Origin of the sequence: Luteitalea sp. TBR-22 (assembly GCF_016865485.1) — a bacterium.
In the GTDB taxonomy this organism is placed as follows: domain Bacteria; phylum Acidobacteriota; class Vicinamibacteria; order Vicinamibacterales; family Vicinamibacteraceae; genus Luteitalea.
Map to the genome: position 1 here is coordinate 2653279 of NZ_AP024452.1, position 24178 is coordinate 2677456.

Annotated in this window: 21 protein-coding genes; 16 read left to right on the plus strand and 5 right to left on the minus strand. The window is 70.1% G+C overall.

Going from position 1 to position 24178, the window contains the following annotated elements:
• Nucleotides 1-91 precede the first annotated feature (91 nt).
• The 3 genes from TBR22_RS10890 to TBR22_RS10900 all read left to right on the plus strand — a co-directional run bounded on the left by TBR22_RS10890 (nucleotide 92) and on the right by TBR22_RS10900 (nucleotide 7762).
• Nucleotides 92-4072 (plus strand): DNA polymerase III subunit alpha, encoded by a 3981-nt coding sequence (locus TBR22_RS10890; RefSeq protein WP_239493008.1) that lies wholly within the window; start codon nucleotides 92-94, stop codon nucleotides 4070-4072.
• A 1402-nt stretch (nucleotides 4073-5474) separates the two neighbouring features.
• A complete protein-coding gene (pdxA, locus tag TBR22_RS10895; protein WP_239493009.1) occupies nucleotides 5475-6500 on the plus strand; it encodes a 4-hydroxythreonine-4-phosphate dehydrogenase PdxA in 1026 nt (341 codons plus the stop codon).
• Nucleotides 6497-7762 (plus strand): four-carbon acid sugar kinase family protein, encoded by a 1266-nt coding sequence (locus tag TBR22_RS10900; RefSeq protein WP_239493010.1) that lies wholly within the window; start codon nucleotides 6497-6499, stop codon nucleotides 7760-7762. Before pdxA ends, TBR22_RS10900 begins: the two co-directional genes overlap by 4 nt.
• Nucleotides 7763-7776: 14 nt before the next feature.
• Here the strand turns inward: TBR22_RS10900 and TBR22_RS10905 are convergent, their stop codons facing one another.
• The 3 genes from TBR22_RS10905 to TBR22_RS10915 all read right to left on the minus strand — a co-directional run bounded on the left by TBR22_RS10905 (nucleotide 7777) and on the right by TBR22_RS10915 (nucleotide 11020).
• Complete coding sequence (locus tag TBR22_RS10905; RefSeq protein ID WP_239493011.1) at nucleotides 7777-8673, minus strand: OmpA family protein; 897 nt, start codon at nucleotides 8671-8673, stop codon at nucleotides 7777-7779.
• Between the two features lie 131 nt (nucleotides 8674-8804).
• Nucleotides 8805-9818 (minus strand): hypothetical protein, encoded by a 1014-nt coding sequence (locus tag TBR22_RS10910; protein ID WP_239493012.1) that lies wholly within the window; start codon nucleotides 9816-9818, stop codon nucleotides 8805-8807.
• 92 nt (nucleotides 9819-9910) lie between these two features.
• On the minus strand, nucleotides 9911-11020 hold the full coding sequence (locus tag TBR22_RS10915) for a tRNA-dihydrouridine synthase (RefSeq protein WP_239493013.1): 1110 nt from the start codon (nucleotides 11018-11020) through the stop codon (nucleotides 9911-9913).
• A gap of 84 nt (nucleotides 11021-11104) precedes the next feature.
• Between TBR22_RS10915 and TBR22_RS10920 the strand changes: the two genes are divergently transcribed.
• From TBR22_RS10920 to TBR22_RS10945, 6 genes are all read left to right on the plus strand, one after another.
• Complete coding sequence (locus TBR22_RS10920) at nucleotides 11105-11473, plus strand: STAS domain-containing protein (protein ID WP_239493014.1); 369 nt, start codon at nucleotides 11105-11107, stop codon at nucleotides 11471-11473.
• A gap of 4 nt (nucleotides 11474-11477) precedes the next feature.
• Complete coding sequence (locus TBR22_RS10925; protein WP_239493015.1) at nucleotides 11478-11909, plus strand: ATP-binding protein; 432 nt, start codon at nucleotides 11478-11480, stop codon at nucleotides 11907-11909.
• 7 nt (nucleotides 11910-11916) lie between these two features.
• Nucleotides 11917-13548, plus strand: a complete 1632-nt coding sequence (locus TBR22_RS10930; protein WP_239493016.1) for a PP2C family protein-serine/threonine phosphatase — start codon at nucleotides 11917-11919, stop codon at nucleotides 13546-13548.
• Between the two features lie 192 nt (nucleotides 13549-13740).
• Nucleotides 13741-14499 (plus strand): VOC family protein, encoded by a 759-nt coding sequence (locus TBR22_RS10935; protein WP_239493017.1) that lies wholly within the window; start codon nucleotides 13741-13743, stop codon nucleotides 14497-14499.
• Nucleotides 14500-14569: 70 nt separating this feature from the next.
• A complete protein-coding gene (locus TBR22_RS10940; RefSeq protein ID WP_239493018.1) occupies nucleotides 14570-15301 on the plus strand; it encodes a hypothetical protein in 732 nt (243 codons plus the stop codon).
• A 189-nt stretch (nucleotides 15302-15490) separates the two neighbouring features.
• The gene (locus TBR22_RS10945; protein ID WP_239493019.1) at nucleotides 15491-16216 is read left to right on the plus strand and encodes a hypothetical protein; all 726 of its coding nucleotides are present in this window, start codon (nucleotides 15491-15493) and stop codon (nucleotides 16214-16216) included.
• A 160-nt stretch (nucleotides 16217-16376) separates the two neighbouring features.
• Here the strand turns inward: TBR22_RS10945 and TBR22_RS10950 are convergent, their stop codons facing one another.
• Nucleotides 16377-16880: a YajQ family cyclic di-GMP-binding protein gene (locus TBR22_RS10950; protein ID WP_239493020.1), complete on the minus strand. Its 504-nt coding sequence runs from the start codon at nucleotides 16878-16880 to the stop codon at nucleotides 16377-16379.
• Nucleotides 16881-17058: 178 nt separating this feature from the next.
• On the opposite strand from TBR22_RS10950, the gene TBR22_RS10955 reads away from it, so the two are divergent.
• From TBR22_RS10955 to TBR22_RS10985, 7 genes are all read left to right on the plus strand, one after another.
• Nucleotides 17059-18255, plus strand: coding sequence for a CaiB/BaiF CoA-transferase family protein (locus tag TBR22_RS10955; RefSeq protein ID WP_239493021.1), 1197 nt, complete (start codon nucleotides 17059-17061; stop codon nucleotides 18253-18255).
• 67 nt (nucleotides 18256-18322) lie between these two features.
• The gene (locus tag TBR22_RS10960) at nucleotides 18323-18874 is read left to right on the plus strand and encodes an SET domain-containing protein (RefSeq protein ID WP_239493022.1); all 552 of its coding nucleotides are present in this window, start codon (nucleotides 18323-18325) and stop codon (nucleotides 18872-18874) included.
• A gap of 20 nt (nucleotides 18875-18894) precedes the next feature.
• The gene (locus TBR22_RS10965) at nucleotides 18895-19554 is read left to right on the plus strand and encodes a YqiA/YcfP family alpha/beta fold hydrolase (RefSeq protein ID WP_239493023.1); all 660 of its coding nucleotides are present in this window, start codon (nucleotides 18895-18897) and stop codon (nucleotides 19552-19554) included.
• Between the two features lie 185 nt (nucleotides 19555-19739).
• On the plus strand, nucleotides 19740-21806 hold the full coding sequence (locus TBR22_RS10970; protein ID WP_239493024.1) for a SpoIID/LytB domain-containing protein: 2067 nt from the start codon (nucleotides 19740-19742) through the stop codon (nucleotides 21804-21806).
• Nucleotides 21807-21888: 82 nt separating this feature from the next.
• Entirely contained in the window at nucleotides 21889-22452 is a 564-nt protein-coding gene (locus tag TBR22_RS10975) for an RNA polymerase sigma factor (RefSeq protein ID WP_239493025.1), read from the plus strand.
• Nucleotides 22449-22805, plus strand: a complete 357-nt coding sequence (locus TBR22_RS10980; protein WP_239493026.1) for a hypothetical protein — start codon at nucleotides 22449-22451, stop codon at nucleotides 22803-22805. Before TBR22_RS10975 ends, TBR22_RS10980 begins: the two co-directional genes overlap by 4 nt.
• Nucleotides 22805-23365 (plus strand): DUF4252 domain-containing protein, encoded by a 561-nt coding sequence (locus TBR22_RS10985; protein WP_239493027.1) that lies wholly within the window; start codon nucleotides 22805-22807, stop codon nucleotides 23363-23365. The genes TBR22_RS10980 and TBR22_RS10985 overlap by 1 nt, the downstream gene beginning before the upstream one ends.
• Before the next feature lie 34 nt (nucleotides 23366-23399).
• Here TBR22_RS10985 and TBR22_RS10990 read toward each other — a convergent pair whose 3' ends face one another.
• Complete coding sequence (locus TBR22_RS10990; protein ID WP_239493028.1) at nucleotides 23400-24149, minus strand: SGNH/GDSL hydrolase family protein; 750 nt, start codon at nucleotides 24147-24149, stop codon at nucleotides 23400-23402.
• Nucleotides 24150-24178 lie beyond the last annotated feature (29 nt).

The window sequence follows — 24178 nt, forward strand, 5'->3', positions numbered from 1 at the left end:
CGATACGCCGTCTGACCGAGTTCTGAGCCTGCCCCGGTTCCCGACCCCAGATTCCCGACTCCCGACTCCCGACTCCCGACTCCCGACTCCCGTGCCCTACGTCGAACTCCACACCGCCTCGGCCTTCTCGTTCCTCGACGGCGCCTCGTTGCCCGAAGCGCTGGTCGAGCAGGCGAAGGTGCTCGGCTACGACACGCTCGCGCTGCTCGATCGCGACGGCGTGTACGGGGCGCCGCGGTTCTACCAGGCGGCGCGCAAGGCGGGGCTGCGGGCGCTCGTCGGGGCGGAGCTCACGATGCAGACGGGCAACCCGCTGCGCGACCCGGCACGCACGTCCCTGCACGCGCCGCTCATCTGGCGGCTGCCCGTGCTCGTGGCGTCGGCCGAGGGGTATCGATCGCTCTGTCGGCTGGTCACGCGGATGAAGCTCGCGGCCGCGAAGGGGCAGGGCGGACTCACGGTGGCCGATCTCGACGGGCAGGTCGCCGGGCTCGTCGCGATCGTCGGACGGCCCATGCTGGCTGCCGATCGGCATGGCGTCGCGGGCCTGCTCGATCAGCTCGTCGGGGTGTTCGGGCGTGGGGAGGTGCACGTCGAGGTGCAGCGGCACCTCACGCGCGACGAGGAGGCCGACAATCGTATCCTCGTGTCTGCGGCCGAGGCGTATCGCGTGCCGCTCCTGGCCACCAACGGCGTGCGCTTCGCCACGCCCGAGGCGCGGCCGCTCTACGACGTGCTCACGTGCATCCGCCACGGCACGACGCTCGAGCACGCCGGGCGTCGGCTGGCCGCCAACGCGGAGCGGTACCTCAAGTCGCCGAAGCAGATGGCGGCGCTCTTCCGCGACCTGCCGCAGGCGGTGGCCAACACGCGCGCGCTGGCAGATCGGCTCGACTTCACGCTGGCCAATCTCGGGTACCGCTTTCCGGACTATCCGGTGCCCGACGGTGAGACGCAGATCTCGTTCCTGCGGCGCATCACCGAGGCCGGCGCGCACTGGCGCTACCGACCGCTCACCGAGAAGGCACGACGGCAGATCGCGCGCGAGCTCGACCTGATCGAGAAGCTCGATCTCGCCGGCTACTTCCTGATCGTGTGGGACCTGGTCAACTACTGCCGGCAGCAGGACATCCTCGCGCAGGGGCGCGGCTCGGCGGCCAACAGCGCTGTCTGCTACAGCCTCGGGATCACCGCCGTCGATCCGGTCGGCATGGAGCTGCTGTTCGAGCGCTTCCTCTCGGAGGAGCGTGGCGAGTGGCCCGACATCGACCTCGACCTGCCGAGCGGCGATCGGCGCGAGCAGGCGATCCAGTACCTCTACACGCGCTACGGCGAGCGTGGCGCGGCGATGACCGCCAACGTGATCACCTATCGCGGCCGCAGCGCGGCGCGTGAAGTGGGGAAGGTGCTCGGCTGCCCGCCCGAGATGATCGACACGCTCGCCAGGGTGATGAGTCCCTTCGAGTGGAAGGACCCGCAGGACACGCTGGCGCGCCACCTGCGCGAACTCGGCGTCGATCCCGACCTGCCGCAGATCCGCCAGTTCGGTGACCTCTGGATGCAGATGCAGGACATCCCGCGGCATCTCGGGCAGCACTCGGGCGGCATGGTGCTGTGCCAGGGGCGGCTGGACGATGTGGTGCCGCTCGAGCCGGCGAGCATGCCGGGGCGCGTGGTGGTGCAGTGGGACAAGGAGGACTGCGCCGACATGGGGATCGTCAAGGTCGATCTCCTCGGCCTCGGCATGCTGGCGGTGCTGCAGGAGGCGATCACGATCGTCAACACGACGGCGGCCGAGCAGGCGCGCGCCGAACGTGGCGGCGACCTCGAATCCGATCCACCGCCGGCCATCGACCTCGCGCACCTGCCGCCCGACGACCCGGTCGTCTACCAGATGCTGCAGGAGGCCGACACGGTGGGGCTGTTCCAGGTCGAGTCGCGCGCCCAGATGGCGACGCTACCGCGCCTCAAGCCCCGCTGCTTCTACGATCTCGTCGTCGAGGTGGCGATCATCCGTCCGGGGCCGATCGTCGGCCAGATGGTGCACCCGTATCTTGCGCGTCGGCGTGGTGACGAGCCGGTCGTGTACGCGCATCCGTCGCTCGAGCCGATCCTGAAGCGCACGCTGGGTGTGCCGCTGTTCCAGGAGCAGCTGCTGCGGATGGCGATGGTGGTGGCGGGCTTCTCGGGCGGCGAGGCCGAGGAGTTGCGTCGCGCGATGGGCTTCAAGCGGTCGGAAGCGCGAATGCGGCAGATCGAGGGGCGGCTGCGCAGCGGCATGGCCGAGCGCGGCATCACGGGCGAGACGGCCGAGACGATCCTGAAGTCGATTTCGTCGTTCGCGCTCTACGGCTTCCCGGAGTCGCACGCGGCGAGCTTCGCGCTGATCGTGTACGCGAGCGCCTGGCTGAAGGCGTACTACCCGGCGGCGTTCTACACGGCGCTGCTCAACAACCAGCCGCTCGGGTTCTACCACCCGGCGACGCTGATCAAGGACGCGCAGCGCCACGGCGTGCGTTTCCTGCCGGTGGACGTGCAGCACTCGCACTGGGACTGCCGCATCACCGACGAGGGCGCCGTGCGCCTGGGCTTCCTGATGGTGCAGGGGCTGCGCGAAGAGGTGGGAAGGAAGATCGCAGACGGCTCAGGGAACGGCTCGAGGCTCATGGCTCAGGGCTCAGAGAGCGGCTCAAGGCTCAGGGCTCAAGGCTCAGAAGGCATGCTGAATCACGCCAACGGTGGGCTCGGCGACTCCCGACTCGGCGATTCCCGACTCCCGACTCCCGATTCCCGTCCCGTGATCTGCCCCAAATGCGGCGCCGACGACCCCTCGATGTTCGAGCGCGACGTGCATCGCGAGGGCTGTCGGATCTACTGCAGCGTCTGCGCGCACGATTGGGAGGACGAAGCGAGTCGGGCACCGGGCACCGGGCGCCGGGCACCGGGCCGGACTGCCGACGTGTCCGCCGAAGCCCAAGGGGCGAAGGTGGACCGCCGACTCGTCCCGCCGAAGCCGACAGGCGAAGGCGGACTGCCGACTGCCGTCCCCCTGCGCTGGTCCTCCCTCGACGCGCTGGTCGCGGCGACGGGCATCCGGCGCGACGAACTGAACACGCTCGCGAGCCTTGGCGCGCTCAACAGCTTCGGCACCGATCGCCGCGGCGCCTTGTGGGAGGCCGAACGCGTCGTGCGCCCGACCGGCGACCTCTTCGCGATGCTCGACGAGGAGGCAGCCCCGGTGAGTGTGGGCAGAGACACGGCTCAGGGCTCAAGGCTCACGGCTCAGAAAGAGGGCGGGCCCATGGTGTCGACGGAGGGCTCGGCGACTCCCGACTCCCGTCTCCCGACTCCCGACTTGTCCCGCCGAAGCCTCGACGATGATCGGGAGGCGAAGGCGGACGCTGTTCCGACGGCCGACCTGTCCGCCGAAGCCGTGGCGAAGGCGGACGGCCGAATGCCGAAGGCCGACGGTGAACTGACTGCCGACCTGTCCGCCGAAGCCCGGAGGGCGAAGGTGGACCGCCCACTGCCGACTGCCGACGCCGATGGCAATCGTGCGAAGGCCCAAGGCCCAGGGCCCAAGGCCGACGTGTCCCGCCGAAGCCACAGCGACAGTGAGCAGGCGAAGGCGGAAGGCGGAAGCCCGCTCCCCCCCATGACTCCCATGGAGCGCATCGTCGCCGACTACCAGGGCAGCGGCGTGACGATCGGGCCGCATCCGATGACGCTGCGGCGCGCCGACCTGCGGTTGCGCGGCGTGCTGCGGTCCGACGAACTCGCGCGCACGCGCGGTGGGCGTCGCGTGCGCGTCGCCGGCGCGGTGATCACGCGCCAGCGCCCGGGCACGGCCAAGGGGATGGTGTTCCTCACTCTCGAGGACGAGGCGGGCCTGGCCAACATCATCGTGCGGCCCGACGTCTTCGAGCGCCAGCGCGCGCTCGTCATGCGCGCGCCCTTCCTGGTCGTCGAGGGCGTGCTGCAGCAACTCGAGGGCGTCACTTCGGTGCGCGCCGAGCGGGTGATGGCTTTCGGCGGCGACCAGGTGCGCACGCCGTCGCACGACTTCAGGTAGGCTCAGGACGCGAGGTCGGGCGGCTCACTGCCTCCTCCAGCGCTGACCAGACGTGTATCTGTGGCGCCGAGACAAGCTGCACTACAGAGGCCCCACGAACAGGGACACCAGACATGTCTTCAACCAGGGTTTATGAAAGGCGCAGAACGAGTAGACAGTCCTGACGGCGTTCTCTTGTGGGCGCTTGTGGACCCTTTGACAAGGGGCGCTTTTCGCTGGGACACAGAGGAGCCGGGAAATGGCGATCCGTTCAGCGGGGAAAAGCGGATCGGGCCTGGCGACCCAGCGTGAGGCAGTACATGGGCAAGCCGAAGCTTGCCGACTTCCTGTGGTCTGGTCTGGTGGCCCTGCCACTTGTCTCACCCAGGGTCAGAACGTCGGGCGAGCTCGTTGGTGCGACAGGAGTGGGGCTACAGCGGCCTATGCGTGAGCGGTCGAGCTGGTAAGTTTGGCATCAGGCCAGGCTCCGTCAAGAGCCATGGGGTGGACTCAGTGGCCACGGGCATTGCAATAGATGCGGACAGATACGATGGCAGCGACGTGTGTGTGTTCGAGGACTCTTTTGAAGTATTCGTGTCAGACAGAGTGTCGAGGTTGTTGTTGAGCGACCGAGTGACCGGTTGTCGCCTTGTGCCGAGCACGATCTATGAACGGGTATTGCTCGCTGAAGACCAGAAAGGCCTATTTGAGCGTCGGACACCCGTTCGCCCAGGATCGCGGATCATGCGCACTCGAATAGCCAGAGCTCTGTTGATCTTGGCCGCGACCTTTGGACCATCCTGTAGTCGGGCGGCCGGAAGCTTGCCCTCTCCAAACGGCCAGCTCGTACTTGACATCACCGTTCTCGCAGGACCTGCGACGACAGCCGATGTCACGAGACTGTCCGTCAGGAGCGCTTCTCAGCCAGTTGGTGCCGGTACCTCAGTCGCAGGTCCACCCGACGCCTACTCACTTTCTGAGCTCAAAGCTCGGTGGGAGAACGAACGAACCGTTACCCTTGGCCAGAATTGCCAGAACATGAAGGTCGTCAGCAATGAGTTGAACATTTCGGTCAGATGTCATCTCGTCGCAAAATGACGCTGTTCCGCTCTATTCGTGCGCCGCGCGCGTGATGGCCTCGGCGGCGACCAGCAGCGCACGCCGTCGCACGACTTCAGGTAGGTCGAAGGGACGAGCCCTGACGACCGCCGAAGCCGCGCGTCGACATGAATGTCGACGCCTACGAACGGCGTACGCCCTGCGACACCGCCAACGGCCGGCTCGGAGAGCCGGCCCTACCCGATGTGCCTCCAATCTCCCAGCCCCAGCCCCAAGCTCCCAGCCCCAAGCTCCGTAAGCCGTGAGCCGTGCTCTCTGAGCCTTGAGCCCTGAGCCCTGAGCCTTCTTGTAAGACAATCCCCCCATGCCTCCCTCCCGGCCGCTGCTGGCGATCACCATGGGCGACCCGGCCGGCGTTGGTCCGGAGGTCGCCATCAAGACGCTGGCGCGACACGAGATCCACGAGCGATGCCGGCCGATCGTCGTCGGCGACGTGCGCATCCTGGAGCGCGCAGCGAGCATCGTCGTTCCGGGAGCGGCGCCGCGCTACGAGGTCGTGCGGTCACCGGGTGACGCCCGCTTCCTCGACGGCCACATCACGGTGCTCGACCTCGCCAACGCGCCGCCCGACGACTGTCCCGTCGGCCAGGTGAGCGCCGCGAGCGGCCGCGCGTCGGTCGAGTACGTCTTTGCCGCCTGCGACCTGGCGTTGCAGCACCGGGTCGACGCCATCGTCACCGGCCCCATCAACAAGGCCGCGATGAACCTCGGTGGACATGCCTACGCGGGCCACACGGAGTTGCTGGCTGACCGCACGAAGGCCGACAAGGTCAGCATGCTGCTCGTGGGACCGAAGCTGCGCGTCGTGCACGTGAGCACGCACGTCGCGCTCGAGGAGGCGATCGGGCGGGTCACGCGGCAGCGCGTCGGGGAGGTGATCGACCTGGCCGCGCAGGCGTGCCGCGCGCTCGGCATCGACGCGCCGCGCATCGCCGTCGCCGGCCTCAACCCGCATGCGGGAGAGGGCGGCCTGTTCGGCAGCCAGGAGGCACGGGAGATCGTGCCGGCCATCGAGGAGGCGCGTGCACGGGGATTGAACGTGTCCGACCCCCAGCCTCCCGACACCGTGTTCCTGCGCGCCGTCCGTGGCGCCTACGACATCGTCGTCGCGATGTACCACGACCAGGGGCACATCCCGATGAAGCTGCTGGCCTTCGACGAGGGCGTCAACGTGAGCCTCGGCCTGCCCATCATCCGCACGTCGGTGGACCACGGAACGGCGTTCGACATCGCCGGCACCGGCCAGGCACGCGACGAGAGTCTGATCGCAGCCATCGACGTGGCGCTGCAGATGGTGCGGGCGCGCGCCGCCGCAGCTTCCCGCGCGTGACCGAGCGGCTGGCGATCCTGGCCGACGACCTCACGGGCGCGGCCGACACGGGCGCGGCCTTCGCGGCCGTGGGCCTGCGCACCGTGGTGCTGCTGTCGCCAGACGCGCCGATTCCCGCAGACGCGGACGTCCTCGTGCTCAGCAGCGAATCGCGAGCCTCGTCGCGCGCAGACGCCGCCGAGGCAATCCGACGCTGCGCGGTCCGCATCGCCGACTGGCGTCGCGGCGACTCATCGGTCCCCGTGTACGTGAAGGTCGACTCGACGATGCGCGGGCATCCAGGGGACGACCTGGCGGTGGTGCTGGAGACGCTGGGCGAGCGGCGCGCTCTCGTCGCGCCCGCCTTCCCGAGCCAGGGCCGGACGACCGTGCACGGCCGTCAATTCGTGCACGGCGTGCCGCTGGAGGACTCGACGTTCGGCAACGAGGTCGGCACCTCCGATCTCGCCGTGCTCTTCGCACCCGCCGCTCGCGGCGCCATCGCCAGCCTGTCGCGCGACGACCTGCAGCACGGCGTCGAGCACGTGGCCGGTCGCCTTGCCGAACCGAGCGACAACCGCGTGTGGCTCGCCGACGCGGAAGACGATGACGACCTCGCACGTCTGGCGGCTGCGGCGTTCGCCTCGCCCCTGCGCGTGCTCTGCGGCTCGGCGGGTCTCGCACGGGCCATCGCCCACATCGTCAGTCAGGAACTGGGCGCTGTGCTCTTGACCGCGCCCGAAGGCCCAAGGCCCCGGGCCCAAGGCCGTCACCCCGTCCTCGTCGTCGCCGGCAGTCGGCACCCGGCGACCGCCGCGCAAGTCGGCGCCCTGCAGCGCGACGGCGCCGTCGTCGTCAATCCCGAACGCTCGCTGCTCGAGGATGGCGACGCGTCGGGCGCTGCATCCACCGCGGCGAGCGTAGTCGACGCGCTTTCGGCCGCTCAGGTCGTCGTGCTCACGACCTCCGGGGTGCCCGACATGCCGATCGATGGCCGCGCCCTGGCGGCGCGGCTCGCGTCGATTGTGGCCAGCGCGTGCGAGCGCGGGCGGGTTGCCGGTCTGGTACTCACCGGTGGCGATACCGCAGCCGCCGTCTGTGCCGCACTCGGAGCGCGAAGCATATGGCTGACCGGGGAACTGCAGCCCGGCATCGCCATGGCCACGCTGATCGGCGGCAGGCATCCCGGCCTGCCTGTCGTCACCAAGGCCGGCGGTTTCGGCGACGAGGCGGCACTCATCCAGACTGCGGCCTTGCTGTCTGGAGCAGGACTCCAGGGCTGAAGGGGCCGCCGGGCCTACTTCTTCACCAACTCCACACGCCGGTTCTTGGCGCGGCCGTCTTCCGTGCGGTTGTCGGCGACGGGCGTGGTCTGGCCATAGCCCTTTGCCGTGAGCCGCGCGGCCGGCACGCCGCGCTCGATCAAGGCGGCCATCACGGCCTTCGCACGTTCGTCGGAGAGCTTCAGGTTCGCCTCGGGCGTGCCGACGTTGTCGGTGTGCCCACCGACCTCGATCTTCAGGTCGGCGGCCGCCTTCAGCGCCGCGGCGGCGGCGTCGAGTGTCTGGGCGGAGTCGGTCGTGAGCGTCGCCTTGCCGGTGTCGAAGGTGACGTAGAGCGTGATGAAACCGTCGCGCGTCAACTGGTCGGCCATCTCGGTGACGCTGACCTCCTGCTTCATGGCTTCGCGCTGCGTGACCGTGAGCGCATAGGTGCCCTCGTCCTGGCTGGCCATGAAGAACGCCCAGGTCTCCTTGCCGCCCTTGACGAACTTCATCGTCAGCCCGTAGCTCATGCACCCGTTGCCCATCTCGGGCATGTGCTCGTCGTCGTACTTGGCCTTGCACCATCCCGGCCACTGTCCTTCGATGGTCCCGCCGGCCTTCTTCGCGGCGTTCTCGAAGTTGCGCATCAACTGCAGGCCGCTGGCCGGGGTGACCCCTTCCTTCATGGCATAGCTGAGGAACTGCACCGGACCCTCGACCTGGACGCCCTTGACCATCCCGTCGTTGTCGGGCGCCCCGACGGGGAAGGCCCGCATGTCGAACTGGCTGGCGGAGCAGCTGGCGAGGTACATGCCCGGCATGCGCGTGAACAGCGGGTGATCCTTGCAGCCTTCAGCGTCGTCCTGGGCCATCGCCGGGGTCACGCCACACAGGCACGCCAGCAGGGCACTGATCGTCATCCACCTCATGTCGGTCCTCCGGGAATGGTCGCGGCGGCCGACCGCCGCGACACCGCAGGCGCCGCGCCCGAGCAGGGCCCGGGCGGGCAGCCACCACAGCAGTGTACGGGCGGCGCGCGATCGGTGTTCGACGCGCCCCCTCAGTCCCGAGCCATCCCTTCGGCCAGCGTCACGTCGAGCACGCGCGCGCCGGGGCAGCTCGCGGTCACCCGCGCCGCCAGTCGTGCGCGCGCCTCGGGAGAGGCGGCCAGCACCGTGAGCGAGCCGCCGGCGCCGCCGGCGCCGTTCACCTTGACGCCGAAGGTCTCTGGCCCCGTCACGGCGCCGATGATCGCGTGCGCCTCGTCGTTGACCAGCGACGGATGCAGCGCCGCCTGCGCCTCGGTGTTGCGGGTGAGGACCGCGCCGTACGAGCGCAGGTCGCCGGCCCGCAGCGCCTCCGCGCCGTCCCGCGCGCACTGCCGCAGCGCTTCCAGTCGCGGGTCGTCGGCGCCAGCATCGGTCAACTGCTTGACGACGAGGCGGTGCACCGCCGAGGAGTCGTGCCCGCGCGCCAGCAGCACCACGAGCAACCGGGCGTTCAGGGCCTCGACCGTCGCTGGCGTCACCACGAGCGCCTCGCGCGTCGCGTGCGGGTAGGCGTCCATCGTGATCAGGTTGATGCCGCCGGCTGCCGCAGCCCACTGATCCTGGATGCCGCTCTGCTGGCCGAGCCTGTCGGTTTCCACGGCATGCGCGCGCCGCGCGAGGTCTGCCGCCTCGGGCGAACGCCCGGCGAGCCGCTGGAGCGCCGACAGCACCGCGACGCACACGCTGGCCGAGGTGCCCATCGACGCCCCGGGCGGCACGGCCGACCCGACGTCCAGCACCCAGCCCCCCTCGGGGACACCTGCCTCGTCGAGGCACGCGGCGACCAGGGGATCAGGCGTCGCTTGTGCGTCGAGTCCCGGAGTCCATCGCCACGTCCGCCCGAAGTTGCCGAGCCGCACGTCCACCCCTGGCGGCCCATCGACCGCCTGAAGCACCACGTCCACCCCGGGCCAGACGGCCAGATGGCACACGACGCCATGCCCCGCGAACCACGTGTCCGTCCACCCGCCGAGATCGGCGATGCGTGTGGGGACGCGGATGGTGGCAATTGGAGAATCTGACATTTGAAATGCTCGAGCGCCGGCGTTGCCGGGCGCGTCGAAGGCCGGAGGCCGAGCGCCAGGAATTTCAAATTTCCAATCTCGAATTGCCACCATCAGCCTGCCGCCGGCGTCTCTGCCGGCGCCCGCCGGTCCCGCGGGTCGGCGGGCGCTTCGGGGACGATGTCGGCGGGCAGATCCTCGGCGCGCAGCTCGTCGCCGGCCAGCAGGCGGTCGGCAATCCAGCCGTGCACTTCGGGTTCCGGCCGCGCCAGCAGCGCCTCGAGCGGCGAGCGTGGGTTGTCGAACACGGCGCGCTCCTGCATCGGCACGTAGGAGCCGTCCTCGGCCCTCGGCACATGGCGGCACCACAGGCCGAGGTGCCATACGAGGAACGGCCGGAAGCGGGTATACCCGCGCTCGTCGTCGCCGAAGTGCTCGCGCCCCAGGCGGACGTACTCGCGGTAGATGGCCAGCCGACCCTCGGCCGAGTCGTCCACCGGGCGCCCCAGCGCCTCGGCGAAGATCCAGGGCTTGATGAGCGCCCCGCGGGCGATCATCACGGCCTGCACGCCGGCAATCGCCCGGCTGCGCTCGATGTCCTCGGGAAACAGGATGTCGCCGTTGCCCACCACCGGGATGCGGACGGCCTGCGCCACCTCGCCGATGGCCACCCAGTCGGCCTGGTACCGGTACCGCGCCGAGCGGGTCCGTCCGTGGACCGTCAGGGCATCGGCCCCACCGGCTTCCGCCGCCCGTGCAACATCTACCGCGTTTCGCTCGTCTTCATTCCAGCCGAGTCGAATCTTGACGGTCACCGGCAGGGTGCCGGCGCCCTCCTTCATGGCCGCCACGAGCCGCTCGATGCGACGGGGCTGCCGGAGCAACGCGGAGCCGAGCCCGCGACGGGTGAACTCGTCGATGGGGCAGCCGAGGTTGAGGTCGACGAAATCGGCGCCGCGTTCGGCGACCAGGGCGGCGCCCCACCGGAGCTCGTCGGGGGAGCGGCCGGCGAGCTGCACGCCGAAGCAGCGCTCGTCGGGGGCACGCTGGATAAGGGCGAATTCGGCGCGTCGGCGCTGTTGCAGGCTGCGGACCACGGCCATCTCGCTCATGGTCACCGTGGCGCCGAATGCCTGGCAGAGGCGTCGATAGGGTAGGTTGCCTCCCTTGGTCATCGGCGCCATGACGAGCGCCGGACCGGAGAGGACAGAGAGAACGGACATGGGCGGCCGTATGATAAGCGGTGGCAGGGTGGCTGAGCTCGAGCTTTGCGTCTACACTAGCGGCCATCCGGACGAGGAATACTGATGCCTCACCCGTTCAAGGTGCACCGGACCGCTGAAGGCGACGTCTCGGTGCTGCATCTCGAAGGCTTTCTCGACGCACACACGGCGCCGGCCTTCGAGCAGGCCATCCAGGCCGAGCTCGACGCCAGCCGCTCGCGGATCGTCGTCGACGGCGAGAAGCTGACCTACATCTCGTCGGCCGGCCTCGGCGTCTTCATGGGCTTCATCGAGCAGATTCGCGAGCAGGGCGGCGACCTGAAGATCTGCGGTCTCACCCCGAAGGTCCGGCAGATCTTCGAGATCCTGGGCTTCCAGGCGATCTACGACATGGTCGACAGCGTGCCCGACGCGGTGCAGCGCTTCGTGACCAGCCCCACCCGGGAGGCATAGCGCCATGACCTCCCTCGAGCGGACGTTGACCCTGACAGTGCCGTCGGCCACCGAGCACCTGGCGCTGATCCGGGAGTTCGTCGCCAACGTCGGCTCGCAGGCGGGTCTGGGCGATGACGATGTCGCCAAGCTCGAGCTCGCGGTGGACGAGGCCTGCGCCAACGTGATCGAGCACGCCCACGGCCACGACGCCAACAAGGAAGTGACCGTCCGGGCCACCTTCGACACCGCGACCCTCCGCATCGAGGTCGTCGACGAAGGCGAGGGCTTCGACCCGACCGCGGTCCCGTCCACGCCGGTCGAGCAGATGGTGCACGACCGCCGCACCGGCGGCCTCGGCCTGCGGGTGATGAAGTCGCTCATGGACGAGGTCTCCTACGAGATCCTCCCGGGCGACCGCAATCGCCTCCGTCTCCTCAAGCGCATCCAGAAATAGGCCGCTCGTGGCGCACGTCTCGGTCAGCCGCCTCGAGTCCCTCCTGGAATCGGCGCAGCTGCTGCACGCCTCTCTCGATCTCGACAACCTCCTCAAGCACCTGCTGCGCACGGTGATGGGCCGCCTGCTCGTCACGCGCGCCGTGATCGCCATCGACGCCGGCGACGGCCCGCGCGTCGCGATGTCGCGCGGCGTGGCGGAGGCGACGCTGGGGCAGCCCTTCGACGAGGCGCGCGCCACGGCGCTCGGCCTGCGCCACCACCTGCCGATCGGCGTGCCCGCCGTCGGCCTGCTCGCCACAGCGTCGCCGGCCCGGCCGACCGTCGACGAGGAGGAACGCGCCTTCCTCGAGGCCCTGCTCGGCATCGCCGCCACCGGCATCAGCAATGCCAATGCCCATGCGCAGGCGACCCGCCTCAATCGCGATCTCGATCGCAAGATCCAGGAGCTCCGCACGCTGATGGAGCTCGGGCGCGCGTTCTCGCGCGTCAACGAGGTCGAGGAGGTCGCGCGCATCTTCGGCCTCACCGTCGCCGGGCAGTGGATGGTGACCCGCTACGCCATCACCGTGTGCCGCGACGGCCTCGGAACGGTCTCGCGTCAGCAGGGCGTGAAACTGCCGCCGCTGGCGACCTACCAGGAGGCGATGCACCGCCTGCCGGACGCGGCGCTGGTGGCCGATCTCGAGGACTCCGAGCTGCGCGCGCTGTTCGAGGCCCACAAGCTGTGCGCGGTGTTCTCGCTGCGCAGCGGCGAGCAGGTCTGCGGATTCGCGGCCCTCGGGCCGCGTCCCGGCGGCCAGTCGTACACGCCGGCCGATCTCGAGCTCGGCGCGGGCATGGCGGCGCAGGCGGTGGTCGCCTTCGACAACTGCTGGTACTTCCGCGAGGTCCTCGACAAGAAGCAGTACGAGAAGGAGCTGGCGGTGGCGGCCAGCATCCAGCAGGGCCTGTTTCCCGCCGCCCTGCCGTCGCTCAGCGGCTTCGACGTCGCGGCCATGAACCGCCCCGCCCAGCAAGTCGGCGGCGACTACTACGACGTGCTCACGCTCACCGATGGCGACGACGAGGCCTGCCTGTTCTGCGTTGCCGACGTATCGGGCAAGGGCCTGGCGGCGTCGCTCCTGATGAGCACCATCCAGGCGACGCTCCGGGCCCTGCTCGGGCGCGAAGCCTCGCTGGCCGAGCTCGCGTGCCGTGCCAACGAGCTCCTGTTCGCCACCACGCCCGGCAGCAAATACGCCACGGCCGCCCTGGTGCTGGCGCACCCGCATACGGGGGAGTGTCGCTACGTGAGTGGCGGGCACACCGAGTCGCTGCTGCTCCGCGCCGATGGCCAGCGCGTGTGGCTCGGCGCCACCGGCGTGCCGCTCGGCCTCTTCCCGGGCATGGTGTGGGAGGAGGTCGCCCTGACCCTGCGCGAGGGCGACGTGCTGGTGTTGTACTCCGACGGCGTGAGCGAGGCCCAGACCGAGAGCTTCGACGAGTTCGGTTCCGAGCGCCTTGCCGACATCGTCGAGCGCGAACGGCACCGGCCGGCCACGGCGATCACCACCGCCCTGCTCGACGCCATCGACGAGTTCGTCGAGGGCGCCCCGCAGTTCGACGACATCACGCTGATGGTGATCAAGCGCATCTGAACCGGGTGCCGGGTACGGGGTTCCGGGTGCCGGTAGTCGAACCTGAATCGACGATCGGGCTTCTCCGGACGTAGGCGTCGACCTTGGTCGACGCTCAGGGCACGTCAGGGGAGGAGGCGCCGTCGCAGGGAACCGAGTTCTCCGGACGTAGCCGTCGACATTCATGTCGACGGTCAGGTTCGAGGGCGACACATGTCCAATGCGCAGCCTCGCTTCGGTTCGTGCTGCACGTCGATGCTGTACACGCGCGATCTCGAACGCAGTCGCACCTTCTACGATCGATGGCTGCCGGCGTGGTCGTTCGACACAGCTACCGACGACCCGCGTCACATCACCATCAGGATGGGTGACCAGGCGGTGGCGCACGCGCGCGTCGTCGAGGGAGACGGCGACGAGTGGGTGCCGATGGTGCGGGTCGCCGACCTCGAGGCGTCGCTGGTGACGGCGACGACCATCGGGGCCACGATCGTGGACCGCGACGACATCGCCGGCGTCGCCCGCATCGCTCGTCTGCGCGACCTCGAAGGGGCGACCTTCGGGCTGTGGCAGCCCTCGCCGGACCTCGGCGTTGCCGTCACCGACGTGGTCGGCAGCCTCTGGTGGATCGAGGTGCTGACGCGTGACCCGGCGCGCGCCGTGCAGTTCTACAGCCGTCTCTTCGGCTGGCAGGCCCGGACGACGGCCTTCGCGCCCTTCGACAGCTACGTCGTGCTCGAACGCAGCGGGCATCAGGAAGGTGGGGTGTTGCCCATCGATCCCGACTGGGATGTGCCACCGCGCTGGAACACCATCGTTGCCGTGGCTGATGCCGATGCAGCGTGGCGCGAGGCGGCGTCGCTCGGAGGCTGCGCCCACTTCGCGCACACCGTGCCGTCAGCCGGCCGGATTGCCGGCGTCAGCGATCCTGGCGGCGCCATCCTGATCGTCCGCGGACCCGTGCCGCAGCCCTGAGATCGGCCGAGCTTGAACGTGCGCGCGCCCGGCGCTAGCCTTGCCTGGACCAGAACAGCGGACACCGGACATGCGCAAGCGGCTCGGATCGATCGCGGCGTGGGGGCTCGCGGCGCTGCTCGCCGCAGTGCCGGCGGCGGAGGCGCAGCAGGATCACCGTCCGGGTGAGCCCCTGCAGTTCTCGATCGCCGAACGCGGTATCCGCGTCGTCCCGCACGGTACCCCGTTGGTCGTCTGGGTCACCAATCACAGCGACAAGGTCGTGGTTGCCTACGGCGTGCAGGTGCTGCAGCGCGACCGCCATGCCCGACTGCGGCCGCTGCGTCGTGTGGTCGTGCGGCCGCGCGACCCCATGCGGCCGGGATTCGGCGGATCGGCGCCCATCCGCGTCGACGGACTCGCTCCGGAGTACGAGGTTCTCGCCACGTTCGTCCTGTACGAGGACGGGACCTGGGCCGGCGACGCCGAACAAGCGCGCGCCGAGGTCGCGGCGATGCGCGAGGAGTACGTGGCCGCGCGCGACATGGGGCAGGCGCTCGCGGCGGTGCCGGAGCGGCCCGATCGCGCCGCCCTCGTGAGGCTGGCCGACCGCTTCTCGCAAGGCCTGGCGCGTGCCGCGGCCCCGCGTGCCCGGCAGCAGTACGAGGCGGGGCTCGACACGATCGCACGGGTGCTCGACGAGCGGCTCCGCGGCGACCGCACCTACGAGGAAGCTATCGTCATCGCGCGCATCCGCGTCGATCGCGCGCTCGGGCAGGTGGAGCGCTACCCGTTCGTCGCGACCGCGGCGTTCAGGGGCTGATGTGATGCGTCTCTGGATACCGTCGTCGAGCGTCGTGCTGGTCGGCTCGCTGATGTCGCCTGGTGGGGCAACCCCGGCTCGAGATCGCGAGATGCGCGGGCTGCTGGGGCAGTTCGGACCAGATCGCGACGCGCAACCCTGAGCACGGCAACATCAGGCACGAGTCCCCGGCCTGCGAAAGGAGTCTCCATGCGAAGGTATGCACTTTCGGTTGCGATGCTGGTCGGCGCCATCTCGTGTGACGCCCAGGGGGCCGCGGCACAAGGGGCCGCGGCACCGCCGTCGTTCGGGGTGCCCATCGAGATCCGCGCGGTGACGAGCCAGGGGCCCGCTCCGACGGCCGTGCTCGTCAACACCGCGACGCGCGACATCCACATGTTCCAGATCGCGGTATACCGGCAGGGGCGTGACGGCTCCTGGGAGTTTGCCGGCAGCAGCGGGCAAGGGTCGGTGGCTCCGTGGCGGCCCGGCGAGGAGCGCCGGACGTCGGTGAGCGGCTGGCGCCCTGATGACGGCACCGTGCTCGTGCCGCTGTTCGCCTTCTTCGACGATGGGACGGCGGTGGGCAAGCCGGAGACGATTGAGGAGACCCGAGCCTCGGCGCGCGGGTTCCGTGTCGCCCTGGACGCACTGAAGGAGGCGTTCGATGCGTTTCCGGATCCCGTGAGCGCCGACCAGTTGCCGTTGCTCATCGAGCGGGTGGCGTTGGCGTTCGCGCGGACGCCGTACTCGAGCCAGGGCCAGGGGCCGCACCACTTCTTCGCGGCCATCAACGAACTCAAGCGCCTGGGATCGCCGTCCAGACCTGCCGGCCTGTCGATCGAGGATGGGGTGGCCCAGGCCCGGACACGCCTCGAGCAGACGCGGGTCGTGCAGTACGGCCTGCCGCTGCTTCCGAAAGACGCACCGCGCTGACTGTCGACCTGAACTCGCCGCGCGCCGCAGGCGCATATCGGCGAGTCTTGAAGGTCGACAGCTACGACTCACGGCGCGGTCGGAGACCGCGCCCTACCCGATCCGCGATCTCCGATCCGCCCTACCCGATCCGCGATCCCCGATCCCCGAACCGCGCTCCCTACGACCGATAGTTCCCGAACATCAGCTCGATGCCGAAGTCGTGACCGCGGAGGCGCTTCATGGCCTCCTGCAGTTCGTCCTTCGAGTTGGAGCTGACGCGCACCTGCTCGGCCATGATCGTCGCCTGCACCTTCTTCATCCCCTCGTCCTTGAGGAACTTGACGATGGCCTTGGCGGCCTCGGTGGGGATGCCCTGCTGCAGCGAGACGACGCGGCGCACGGCGCTGCCGGCGGCCGACTCCTTGTCGCCCAGCTTCATGTTCTTGATCGGCACGCCACGCTTGAACATCTTGCTCTGGAGCACCTCCCACACCGACGACAGCTTGTAGTCGTCGTCGGCGAGCAGCGTGATGGTGCTCTTGGCCTTGTCGAAGTCGATCTCGATCTTGGCGCCCTTGAAGTCGTAGCGCTGGCCGATCTCCTTCTGGGCCTGATTGACGGCGTTGTCCACTTCCTGCAGGTCCACGGTGGACGTGATGTCGAAGCTCGCGCTCGCAGCCATAAGAGAGGGATAGTACACAGAAATGCCGCGATGCCGGAATGCGACGCTGCGCGCCGGAGTCCTCCCCTGACGTCCCCTGTCCGTCGACCAAGGTCGACGGCTACGTCCGGAACCCGTCAGAATCGAGTGGCGGCTCGAAGGCCGAAGGCCGCATGACGAAGGCCGCTAGAATGGGCCCGTGACCGCGCCGCTGGAAGGCCTTCGCGTCCTCGAACTCGGCCAGCTGATCGCCGGGCCGTTCTCGACGATGCTGCTCGCGTATTTCGGGGCAGACGTCATCAAGGTGGAGCCCCCGGACGGTGGCGATCCGCTGCGCACCTGGCGCCACGTGCACAACGGGACGGCCCTGTGGTGGTACGCCATGGGCCGTAACAAGCGCTGCATCACGGCCGACCTGCGGCAGGAGGAGGCGAGGGCGCTGGTGCGTCGCCTCGTCGAGCACTGCGACGTGGTGGTCGAGAACTTCCGTCCGGGCCGCCTCGAGGCCTGGGGCCTCGGCTACGAGGCGCTCAAGGCCATCAACCCGCGGCTCATCATGGTCCGCATCTCCGGCTTCGGGCAGACGGGCCCGTACGCGCGGCGTCCCGGGTTTGCGGCGGTCGCCGAGGGGATGGGCGGCCTGCGCTACGTCAACGGCTTTCCCGACCGTCCACCGGCCCGCGCCAACCTCAGTCTCGGCGACACGATCGGCGGCCTGCACGCGGTGCTCGGACTGCTGCTCGCGCTGCATCATCGCGACGGCAAGGGGACCGGCGAGGGGCAGGTCGTGGACGTTGCGCTGTACGAGTCGATCTTCAACCTGATGGAGTCGACCCTGCCCGAGTACGCCACCGCGGGCGTGGTGCGCGAACGACACGGCTCGACGGTGAGCGGCATCGTGCCGACCAACGTGTATCCCTGCGCCGACGGCCGCTACATCATCATCGGGGGCAACGCCGACAGCATCTTCCGGCGCTTGATGCGCACCATCGGCCGCGTCGATCTCGCCGACGACCCGCGCCTGCAGACCAACGACGGCCGGGTGCCGCATGCCGCCGAGATCGACGAGGCCATCGGCGCGTGGACGTCGACGCACCCGTACGACACGGCGTTCGCGCTGCTCGATGCCGCCGACGTGCCCTGCGGTCCGATCTACTCGGTGGCCGATCAGATGACCGACCCGCACTTCGCCGCGCGCGGCCTCATCGAGCACGTCACCGTCGACACCGGCGAGGACGTGGCCATTCCCGCGATCGCGCCGCAACTCTCGTCGACGCCGGGGCGCACCACGTGGCCAGGCCCACCCCTCGGCGCACACAACCGCGAGATCTACGGCGGGCTGCTGGGCCTCGACGATGCCGCCCTCGCCGACCTGCGAACGCGCGGCGTGATCTGAGCCGTCCTGGCGCGGAGAGGGCACGACGCCTCCTGCTACAATGCCGCGATCGCACGGAGGCAACTGGTTGGCACAGCGCGTCACGGCCCGCAAGGGCAGCAGCAAGAAGAACGGATCGGCCCGCCGCTTCGAGTACGCTCCCCTCGTCATCGAGGGCACCAAGGTCAAGCTGAAGTCCCGCGTCGCGGGCCAGGTGGTCAAGCTCCCCGACGATTACCCGTTGCCGGCGATCGAGCGGCGCAGGAGTGGCGTGCACGGCTGGGGCGTGTTCGCGCTCGAGCGCATCCCGAAGAACAAGCGGATCATCTACTACGCGGGCCAGTTGGTGGGCGCCAAGGAAAGCCACGACCGCGAGGTCGCGTACCTCGAGAAGGGCTGCATCTGGTGCTTCGAGCTGAGCACCCGCTGGGCCGTCGACGCGATGTACGGCGGCAACGTCGCGCGCTTCATCAACCACGCCTGCAAGCCGAACTGCTACAGCCACATCATCGACGGCATCATCTGGATCCGCGCCGGCCGCACCATCGAGGCAGGCGAGGAACTCTCGTACGACTACTACACGGGCGGCACCGCCGAGATCCCGTGCAAGTGCCGTCCGGGCTGCAAGGGCCAGATTTAGCCCACGTCGCTGGTAATGCGTTGATCACCCGCGTCCTGTACCTCCATGGCTTCGCCTCGTCGCCGCAGTCGGGCAAGGGGCAGTTCTTCACCGAGCGGTTCGCCGAGGTGGGCATCCCGGTCGTCACGCCCGACCTGAACGCGCCCGACTTCGGCACCCTGACGGTCACGCGCATGCTCGACGAAGTGGGGAGCGTGATCGCCCAGGGACCGCCGGGCCCGGTCGTGTTGATGGGATCGAGCATGGGCGGCTTCGTGGCCTGGAACGCCGCCGCGCGGCTCGCGCCCGTCCTGCCGCACCATCCCATCGCGAAGCTCGTGTTGCTCGCGCCTGCCGTGCTGTTCGGGCACGATCGGCGCGACGACTTCGGTCCCGGCGTGGTCGACGAGTGGGAGCGCGCCGGCACGCGCGAGTTCTTCCACTACGGCGAGAACCGGCCGCGCCACCTGCACTTCGAGTTCTACCGCGATGCGATGACCTACCACGCGGATCAGGCCGTGGTGCACCAGCCGACGCTCATCTTCCAGGGCATGCAGGACGAGGTCGTCAAGCCGCAGGGCGTCATCGAGTTCTGCCAGGGGCGGCCCAACGTGTCGCTCCGCCTGCTGCAGGATGGCCACCAGTTGCTCGGGCACCTCGACCAGATGTGGCACGAGACTCGCACGTTCCTCGGCTGCTGACCCGCGGCCTCGCGGCACTCGCCGCGCTGCTACTCGCCGGTTGCGGCGCTCCCGCAGATCCGCCGGCCCCCGCGGGGCGCCCCCACGTCTCTTCCAGGTCGTCGTCGGCGGGCCGCAGCGACGTCTCACCTGACGATGGCACCGGCCTGACGGGGGGCGACTCGCTCCTCGCGCGCGTCGCGTGGATGCGCCTCACCTGGCCCGGCAGGCAGGTGCTCGGCTCCAACCTCGCCGAGCGCCTCGACGACGAGGTCCACGCGGGGTCGCTGTTCAAGCTGGTGGTCGCCCGTGCCGCGGTGGCGCAGGGGCTCGTGACCCCCGACCTGCGCCTCGCCTGTCCTCGTCGCGTGCGCGTCGCGGGCCGCGAGGTCGACTGTGTCCACCCCGACCTCGGCCGACCGCTCGCCCTCGACGACGCGCTCGCGCACTCCTGCAATCACTTCTTCGTTCGCCTTGCGGAGCGACTCGATCGGCGAAGCCTCGAGCAGACGTTCCGCGCGTTGGCGGCAACGGCCGGTGTCAGCGCGCCGCCGCTCGGCGCAGCCCCGATCGGCCTCGTGGGGCTCGGCCTCGAGGGGCCTCGGCTCGGCTTGCGAGCCTGGGCCGGGATCGTACTGGCGGCGATGGACGTCGACGCGTCGGCCGGCGCCGGGGCCGACCTGATCGTCCGCGGCGTGCGTGGCGCAGCGCGCGAAGGCACGGCAATCGCGCTGCGTGACGGTCAGCACGAGGTGCGTGCCAAGACCGGCACCACCCTGCTCGGCGAGGGTGTGCAGGATGGCCGCGTCGTGGCGTGGCGTCCGGAAACCGGCGAGGCCGTCGTGGTTCGCGCCGCCGGTGTCCCCGGGCGTGATGCCGCTCGCCTCGCACGGGCCGTGTGGGACGCCGCGGATGCGGCCGATCAGCCCCGCGTGCGCGTCGGCCGCGAGCGCGAGGCTGGCGCCGGCCCCCCTCGCGTCGATCGGGTGCCGCTCGAGACCTACGTCGCGGGAGTCGTCGCGGCGGAGGGGGAGTCCTCGATGCCACCGGCGGCGCTCGACGCGCTGGCCGTGGCGGTTCGCAGCTACGCCCTCGCGCCCTCGACGCGGCACGCGCGCGACGGCTACGACCTCTGCGACACGACGCACTGCCAGGTGCTCGGCGCGGCGACCTCCTGGAGTCGGGCCGCGGCGGCGCGGACCTCCGGACTGTTGCTGGCGCGCCGCGGGCGCGTGGTGGCCGTGCCGTACTCGGCCTCCTGCGGCGGGCGCCTCGTCTCGCCGTCGGACCTGTGGGCCGGACCCGATGAGCGCGTGACGCGGACTGGCCCGGACCCGGCGGGCCACCAGGTGGGGGAGTGGTCCAGCGAAGTGCCGGTCGCGCGGCTGCTCTCCGCGCTGCAGTCGGCCGGACACCGTGGCGACGTGCTGCGCGACGTCCGGATCGAGGCACGTGCCGCCGGCGGAATGCCGACGCGGCTGGCGCTCGACGGCCTCGCCCCGGCCTCCATCGACGCCACGACCTTCCGGCACGTCGTCGGGCGGGCCATCGGCTGGGACGTCCTCAAGAGCCACACGTTCGAGGTGACGCGCACGGGCCGCGGGTATCGCTTCACGGGCCTCGGCAAGGGACACGGTGCCGGCCTCTGCCTGCGCGGCGCCACGGTGCTCGCCGCGCGCGGCGACTCGCTGGCCGAGGTTCTCGACACCTACGTGCCCGGCGCGTCCCTCCAGGCCAGGCAGGACATCGTCGCGCTGCGGGTGCCGTCGGCGTGGGAGCCGCAGGCCGCGACACTGCTGGCTCGCGCCCGGCGCCAGCTCGCCTTGGAGCGTCACGCGCTCGGGGTCGTGGACGGCCGCGACGTGCGGGTGGAGATCCACCCGACCCGCGAGGCGTACCAGCGTGCAACGGGGCGGGCCTGGTGGACCGGCGCGAGTACCCGCGCCCTCGGGGGCAAGCGATACCGTATCGATGTGGCGCCGATGCCCGGACAGCCCTCGATCACCGCCATCGAAGCGACCCTGGCTCACGAGTTCGTGCACGTGCTCACGTGGCCCCTGCTCGCCAGCGGCCCCGCCTGGCTCGCCGAAGGGCTCGCGCACGGCGTCGCGCGAGGGGCGCTGGCGCCCCGGCAGGACGGCCCATGCCCGACCGACGACGAGATCCGTCGCCCCGGCAGCCTCGAGCGCATGCAGGAGGTCTACGGCCGGGCGGCGGGCTGCGTGGCGCGCGCCCTGCCGGACGGCCTCGCCTCCTGGCGGGCCCTCCGCTGAAGGGGGCGGGCCCCATCCCCGGTCCGCGATCCCCAATGCACCCCCGGGGGGCCCTCCCTACGTATATGGCTGGTGAGCGCCGATGAACGCCCCAGCGACCTTCCTCACCTCCTCCGGCCTGGCCGACCGCGACCAGCGCCTCCTGGCCAGCGCCCGGCAAGGCGACCTCGACGCCTTCGAGGCGCTCGTGCGGCGGCACCAGCGGCGGGTGTACACGCTGGCCTGGCACGCCGTGCGGGACCAGATGCTGGCCGAGGAAATCGCGCAGGACGTCTTCATGCAGTTGCACGCGAGCCTGGCGCGCATCGAGTCGGCCGCCCACCTGGGCGCCTGGCTGCGGCGGACGACGACCCACCGGATCATCGACACGCTGCGGGTGCGCAAGCCGGCCCGGCCGCTCGACGAGGTCGCCGAGCCGCAGGTGGGCCACGCGGCGGGTGACCCGCTCGCGACGCGCCTGGTGCACCGTGCGCTGCAGCGGCTCGCGCCGCGTCCGCGCCTGGTGGTGATGCTGCGCTACATGGACGACCTCGCGCCGACCGAGATCGCCGAGACCCTCGACATGTCCCTGAACACCGTCAAGAGTCACCTGCGCCGCGGCATGAGTGTGCTGCGGGCGCGCCTGCAGCGGGAGGTCCTGCGATGAATCCCGATGCCCGGATCGGGCGAGCGCTCGCCCCCGTCGACCCGCCCGACGGCTTCGCCCAGCGCGTCCGCGCCCGCGTCGAGCGCGAGATCCAGCCGACGCCGGCGCCGCGCAACCGCGTCACGCGCCTGCTGGCGATTGCCGCCACCGTGCTCGCGGTGCTGGCCGGGCCCCTCGCGTGGCACGAGTACGAAACCCGGCGCGAGGCCCTGGCGGCCCGTGCCCAGGTCCTGCTCGCGCTGCAGATCGCGAGCCGTGAGTTGAACTCGGCGCACCGCAAGGTGGTGCGCCCCGTGTCCCCCGCCCTGGCGGCGACCGCTGCCGGGGCTCCAGAAAAGGAAGGACGCCCGTGATGCGTCGAGTGATCGTGATGTGTGTCGTGCTGTCCGGGCTGCTCGTCGCCGTCCCGGCCCGTGGCCAGCAACTGCAACTGCCGGATCTGTCGCGCCTCAGCGCCAGCGCCACCGACGTGGTCGACGTGTCGGTCGATCAGGCGCTGCTCGGCATGGCCGCCGCCTTCATGGGCAACGGCCCTGACGACGCTCAGGTGAAGTCGCTTGTGTCGTCGCTGAAGGGGATTTACGTGAAGAGCTTCACGTTTGCCAAGGACGGGGCGTTCGACCCGTCCTTGCTGGAGCCGGTGCGCCGGCAACTGGCGACGGGCCAGTGGTCGCGCCTCATGTCGGCCAAGTCGTCCAAGGACGGCAGCGACATGGCGGTGTACCTCTGGCGCAACGGCGATCGTCCCGGCGGGCTCGCCGTGCTGAGCGTGGAGCCGCGCGAGGTGACCGTGGTCAACATCGTCGGCTCCATCGACCTGGCGCAGTTGCAGGCGCTGCAGGGCAAGTTCGGCGTGCCGGATCTCGAACTGGGCGACACGAAGGGGCCGAAGGGACCCAAGGGTCCGAAGTAGCGGACGGCGCGGTCGGAGACCGCGCCCTACCCCCTCAGACCCACTCGAAGCCGACGGCGTTGAGGATGGCGCGCGACAGGACGGCGGCGCCGATGTGGTTCAGGTGCACGCGGTCCCAGTTGATCATGTGCGACGGCAGGTCCTTCAACACGACGTCGAAGGCGGCCTGGCTGTCCACGAGCACCGCCTTGTGCTTGGCGGCGAGCTTCTTGACGATCGCGCCGTACTCGTCCATGCGCGCACGCATCGGGTCGTTGGTGCGGAGTTCCAGGAAGAACGGCGTGATCAGGATCAGCCCGCCCTTCAGCGTCGGCACCGTCCTGGCGAGCAACTCGTCGTAGACGCGCTCGTACTCGTCGGGCAGCACCGACCGTTCAGGCTGCGTGACGCGATCGAACTGCCGCCACACGTCGTTGGCGCCGATCATCACCGACAGCCAGTCAGGCTTCAGGTCGAACACGTCGGTCTGCCATCGGGCGGCGAGATCGCGCACGTTGTGGCCGCTCGTCCCGACGTTGAACATGCGGATGCGGCGCGCCGGATACCACGCCTGCAGCAGCGCGTCGAGCTGGAGCACGTAGCCCGTGCCGAGCCCATTGGGCGCCTCGCCAATCGGCTTGGCGCGGCCGGTGTCGGTGATCGAGTCGCCGATGCAGACCCATCGCGCCCCCTGTCCGATGCGCAGCCCGCGCGTCGCACCCGTCTGTGTCGCGATTGCCGGCGACGTCGCGCCCGCGAGCGCGCTGGCCGCCATCGTCGCCATCAGTTCCCGTCGTCCGATCATCGTGCCTCTCTCGTGTCGTGGAGACCGTC

Coding starts and splice junctions, on each gene's coding strand:
- pdxA (WP_239493009.1), top strand. CDS start 5,475: ATGCCTCCCTCCCGGCCGCTGCTGGCGATCACCATGGGCGACCCGGCC.
- TBR22_RS10905 (WP_239493011.1), bottom strand. CDS start 8,673: ATGAGGTGGATGACGATCAGTGCCCTGCTGGCGTGCCTGTGTGGCGTG.
- TBR22_RS10910 (WP_239493012.1), bottom strand. CDS start 9,818: ATGTCAGATTCTCCAATTGCCACCATCCGCGTCCCCACACGCATCGCC.
- TBR22_RS10915 (WP_239493013.1), bottom strand. CDS start 11,020: ATGTCCGTTCTCTCTGTCCTCTCCGGTCCGGCGCTCGTCATGGCGCCG.
- TBR22_RS10920 (WP_239493014.1), top strand. CDS start 11,105: ATGCCTCACCCGTTCAAGGTGCACCGGACCGCTGAAGGCGACGTCTCG.
- TBR22_RS10925 (WP_239493015.1), top strand. CDS start 11,478: ATGACCTCCCTCGAGCGGACGTTGACCCTGACAGTGCCGTCGGCCACC.
- TBR22_RS10935 (WP_239493017.1), top strand. CDS start 13,741: ATGTCCAATGCGCAGCCTCGCTTCGGTTCGTGCTGCACGTCGATGCTG.
- TBR22_RS10940 (WP_239493018.1), top strand. CDS start 14,570: ATGCGCAAGCGGCTCGGATCGATCGCGGCGTGGGGGCTCGCGGCGCTG.
- TBR22_RS10945 (WP_239493019.1), top strand. CDS start 15,491: ATGCGAAGGTATGCACTTTCGGTTGCGATGCTGGTCGGCGCCATCTCG.
- TBR22_RS10950 (WP_239493020.1), bottom strand. CDS start 16,880: ATGGCTGCGAGCGCGAGCTTCGACATCACGTCCACCGTGGACCTGCAG.
- TBR22_RS10970 (WP_239493024.1), top strand. CDS start 19,740: ATGCGCCTCACCTGGCCCGGCAGGCAGGTGCTCGGCTCCAACCTCGCC.
- TBR22_RS10975 (WP_239493025.1), top strand. CDS start 21,889: ATGAACGCCCCAGCGACCTTCCTCACCTCCTCCGGCCTGGCCGACCGC.
- TBR22_RS10980 (WP_239493026.1), top strand. CDS start 22,449: ATGAATCCCGATGCCCGGATCGGGCGAGCGCTCGCCCCCGTCGACCCG.
- TBR22_RS10985 (WP_239493027.1), top strand. CDS start 22,805: ATGCGTCGAGTGATCGTGATGTGTGTCGTGCTGTCCGGGCTGCTCGTC.
- TBR22_RS10990 (WP_239493028.1), bottom strand. CDS start 24,149: ATGATCGGACGACGGGAACTGATGGCGACGATGGCGGCCAGCGCGCTC.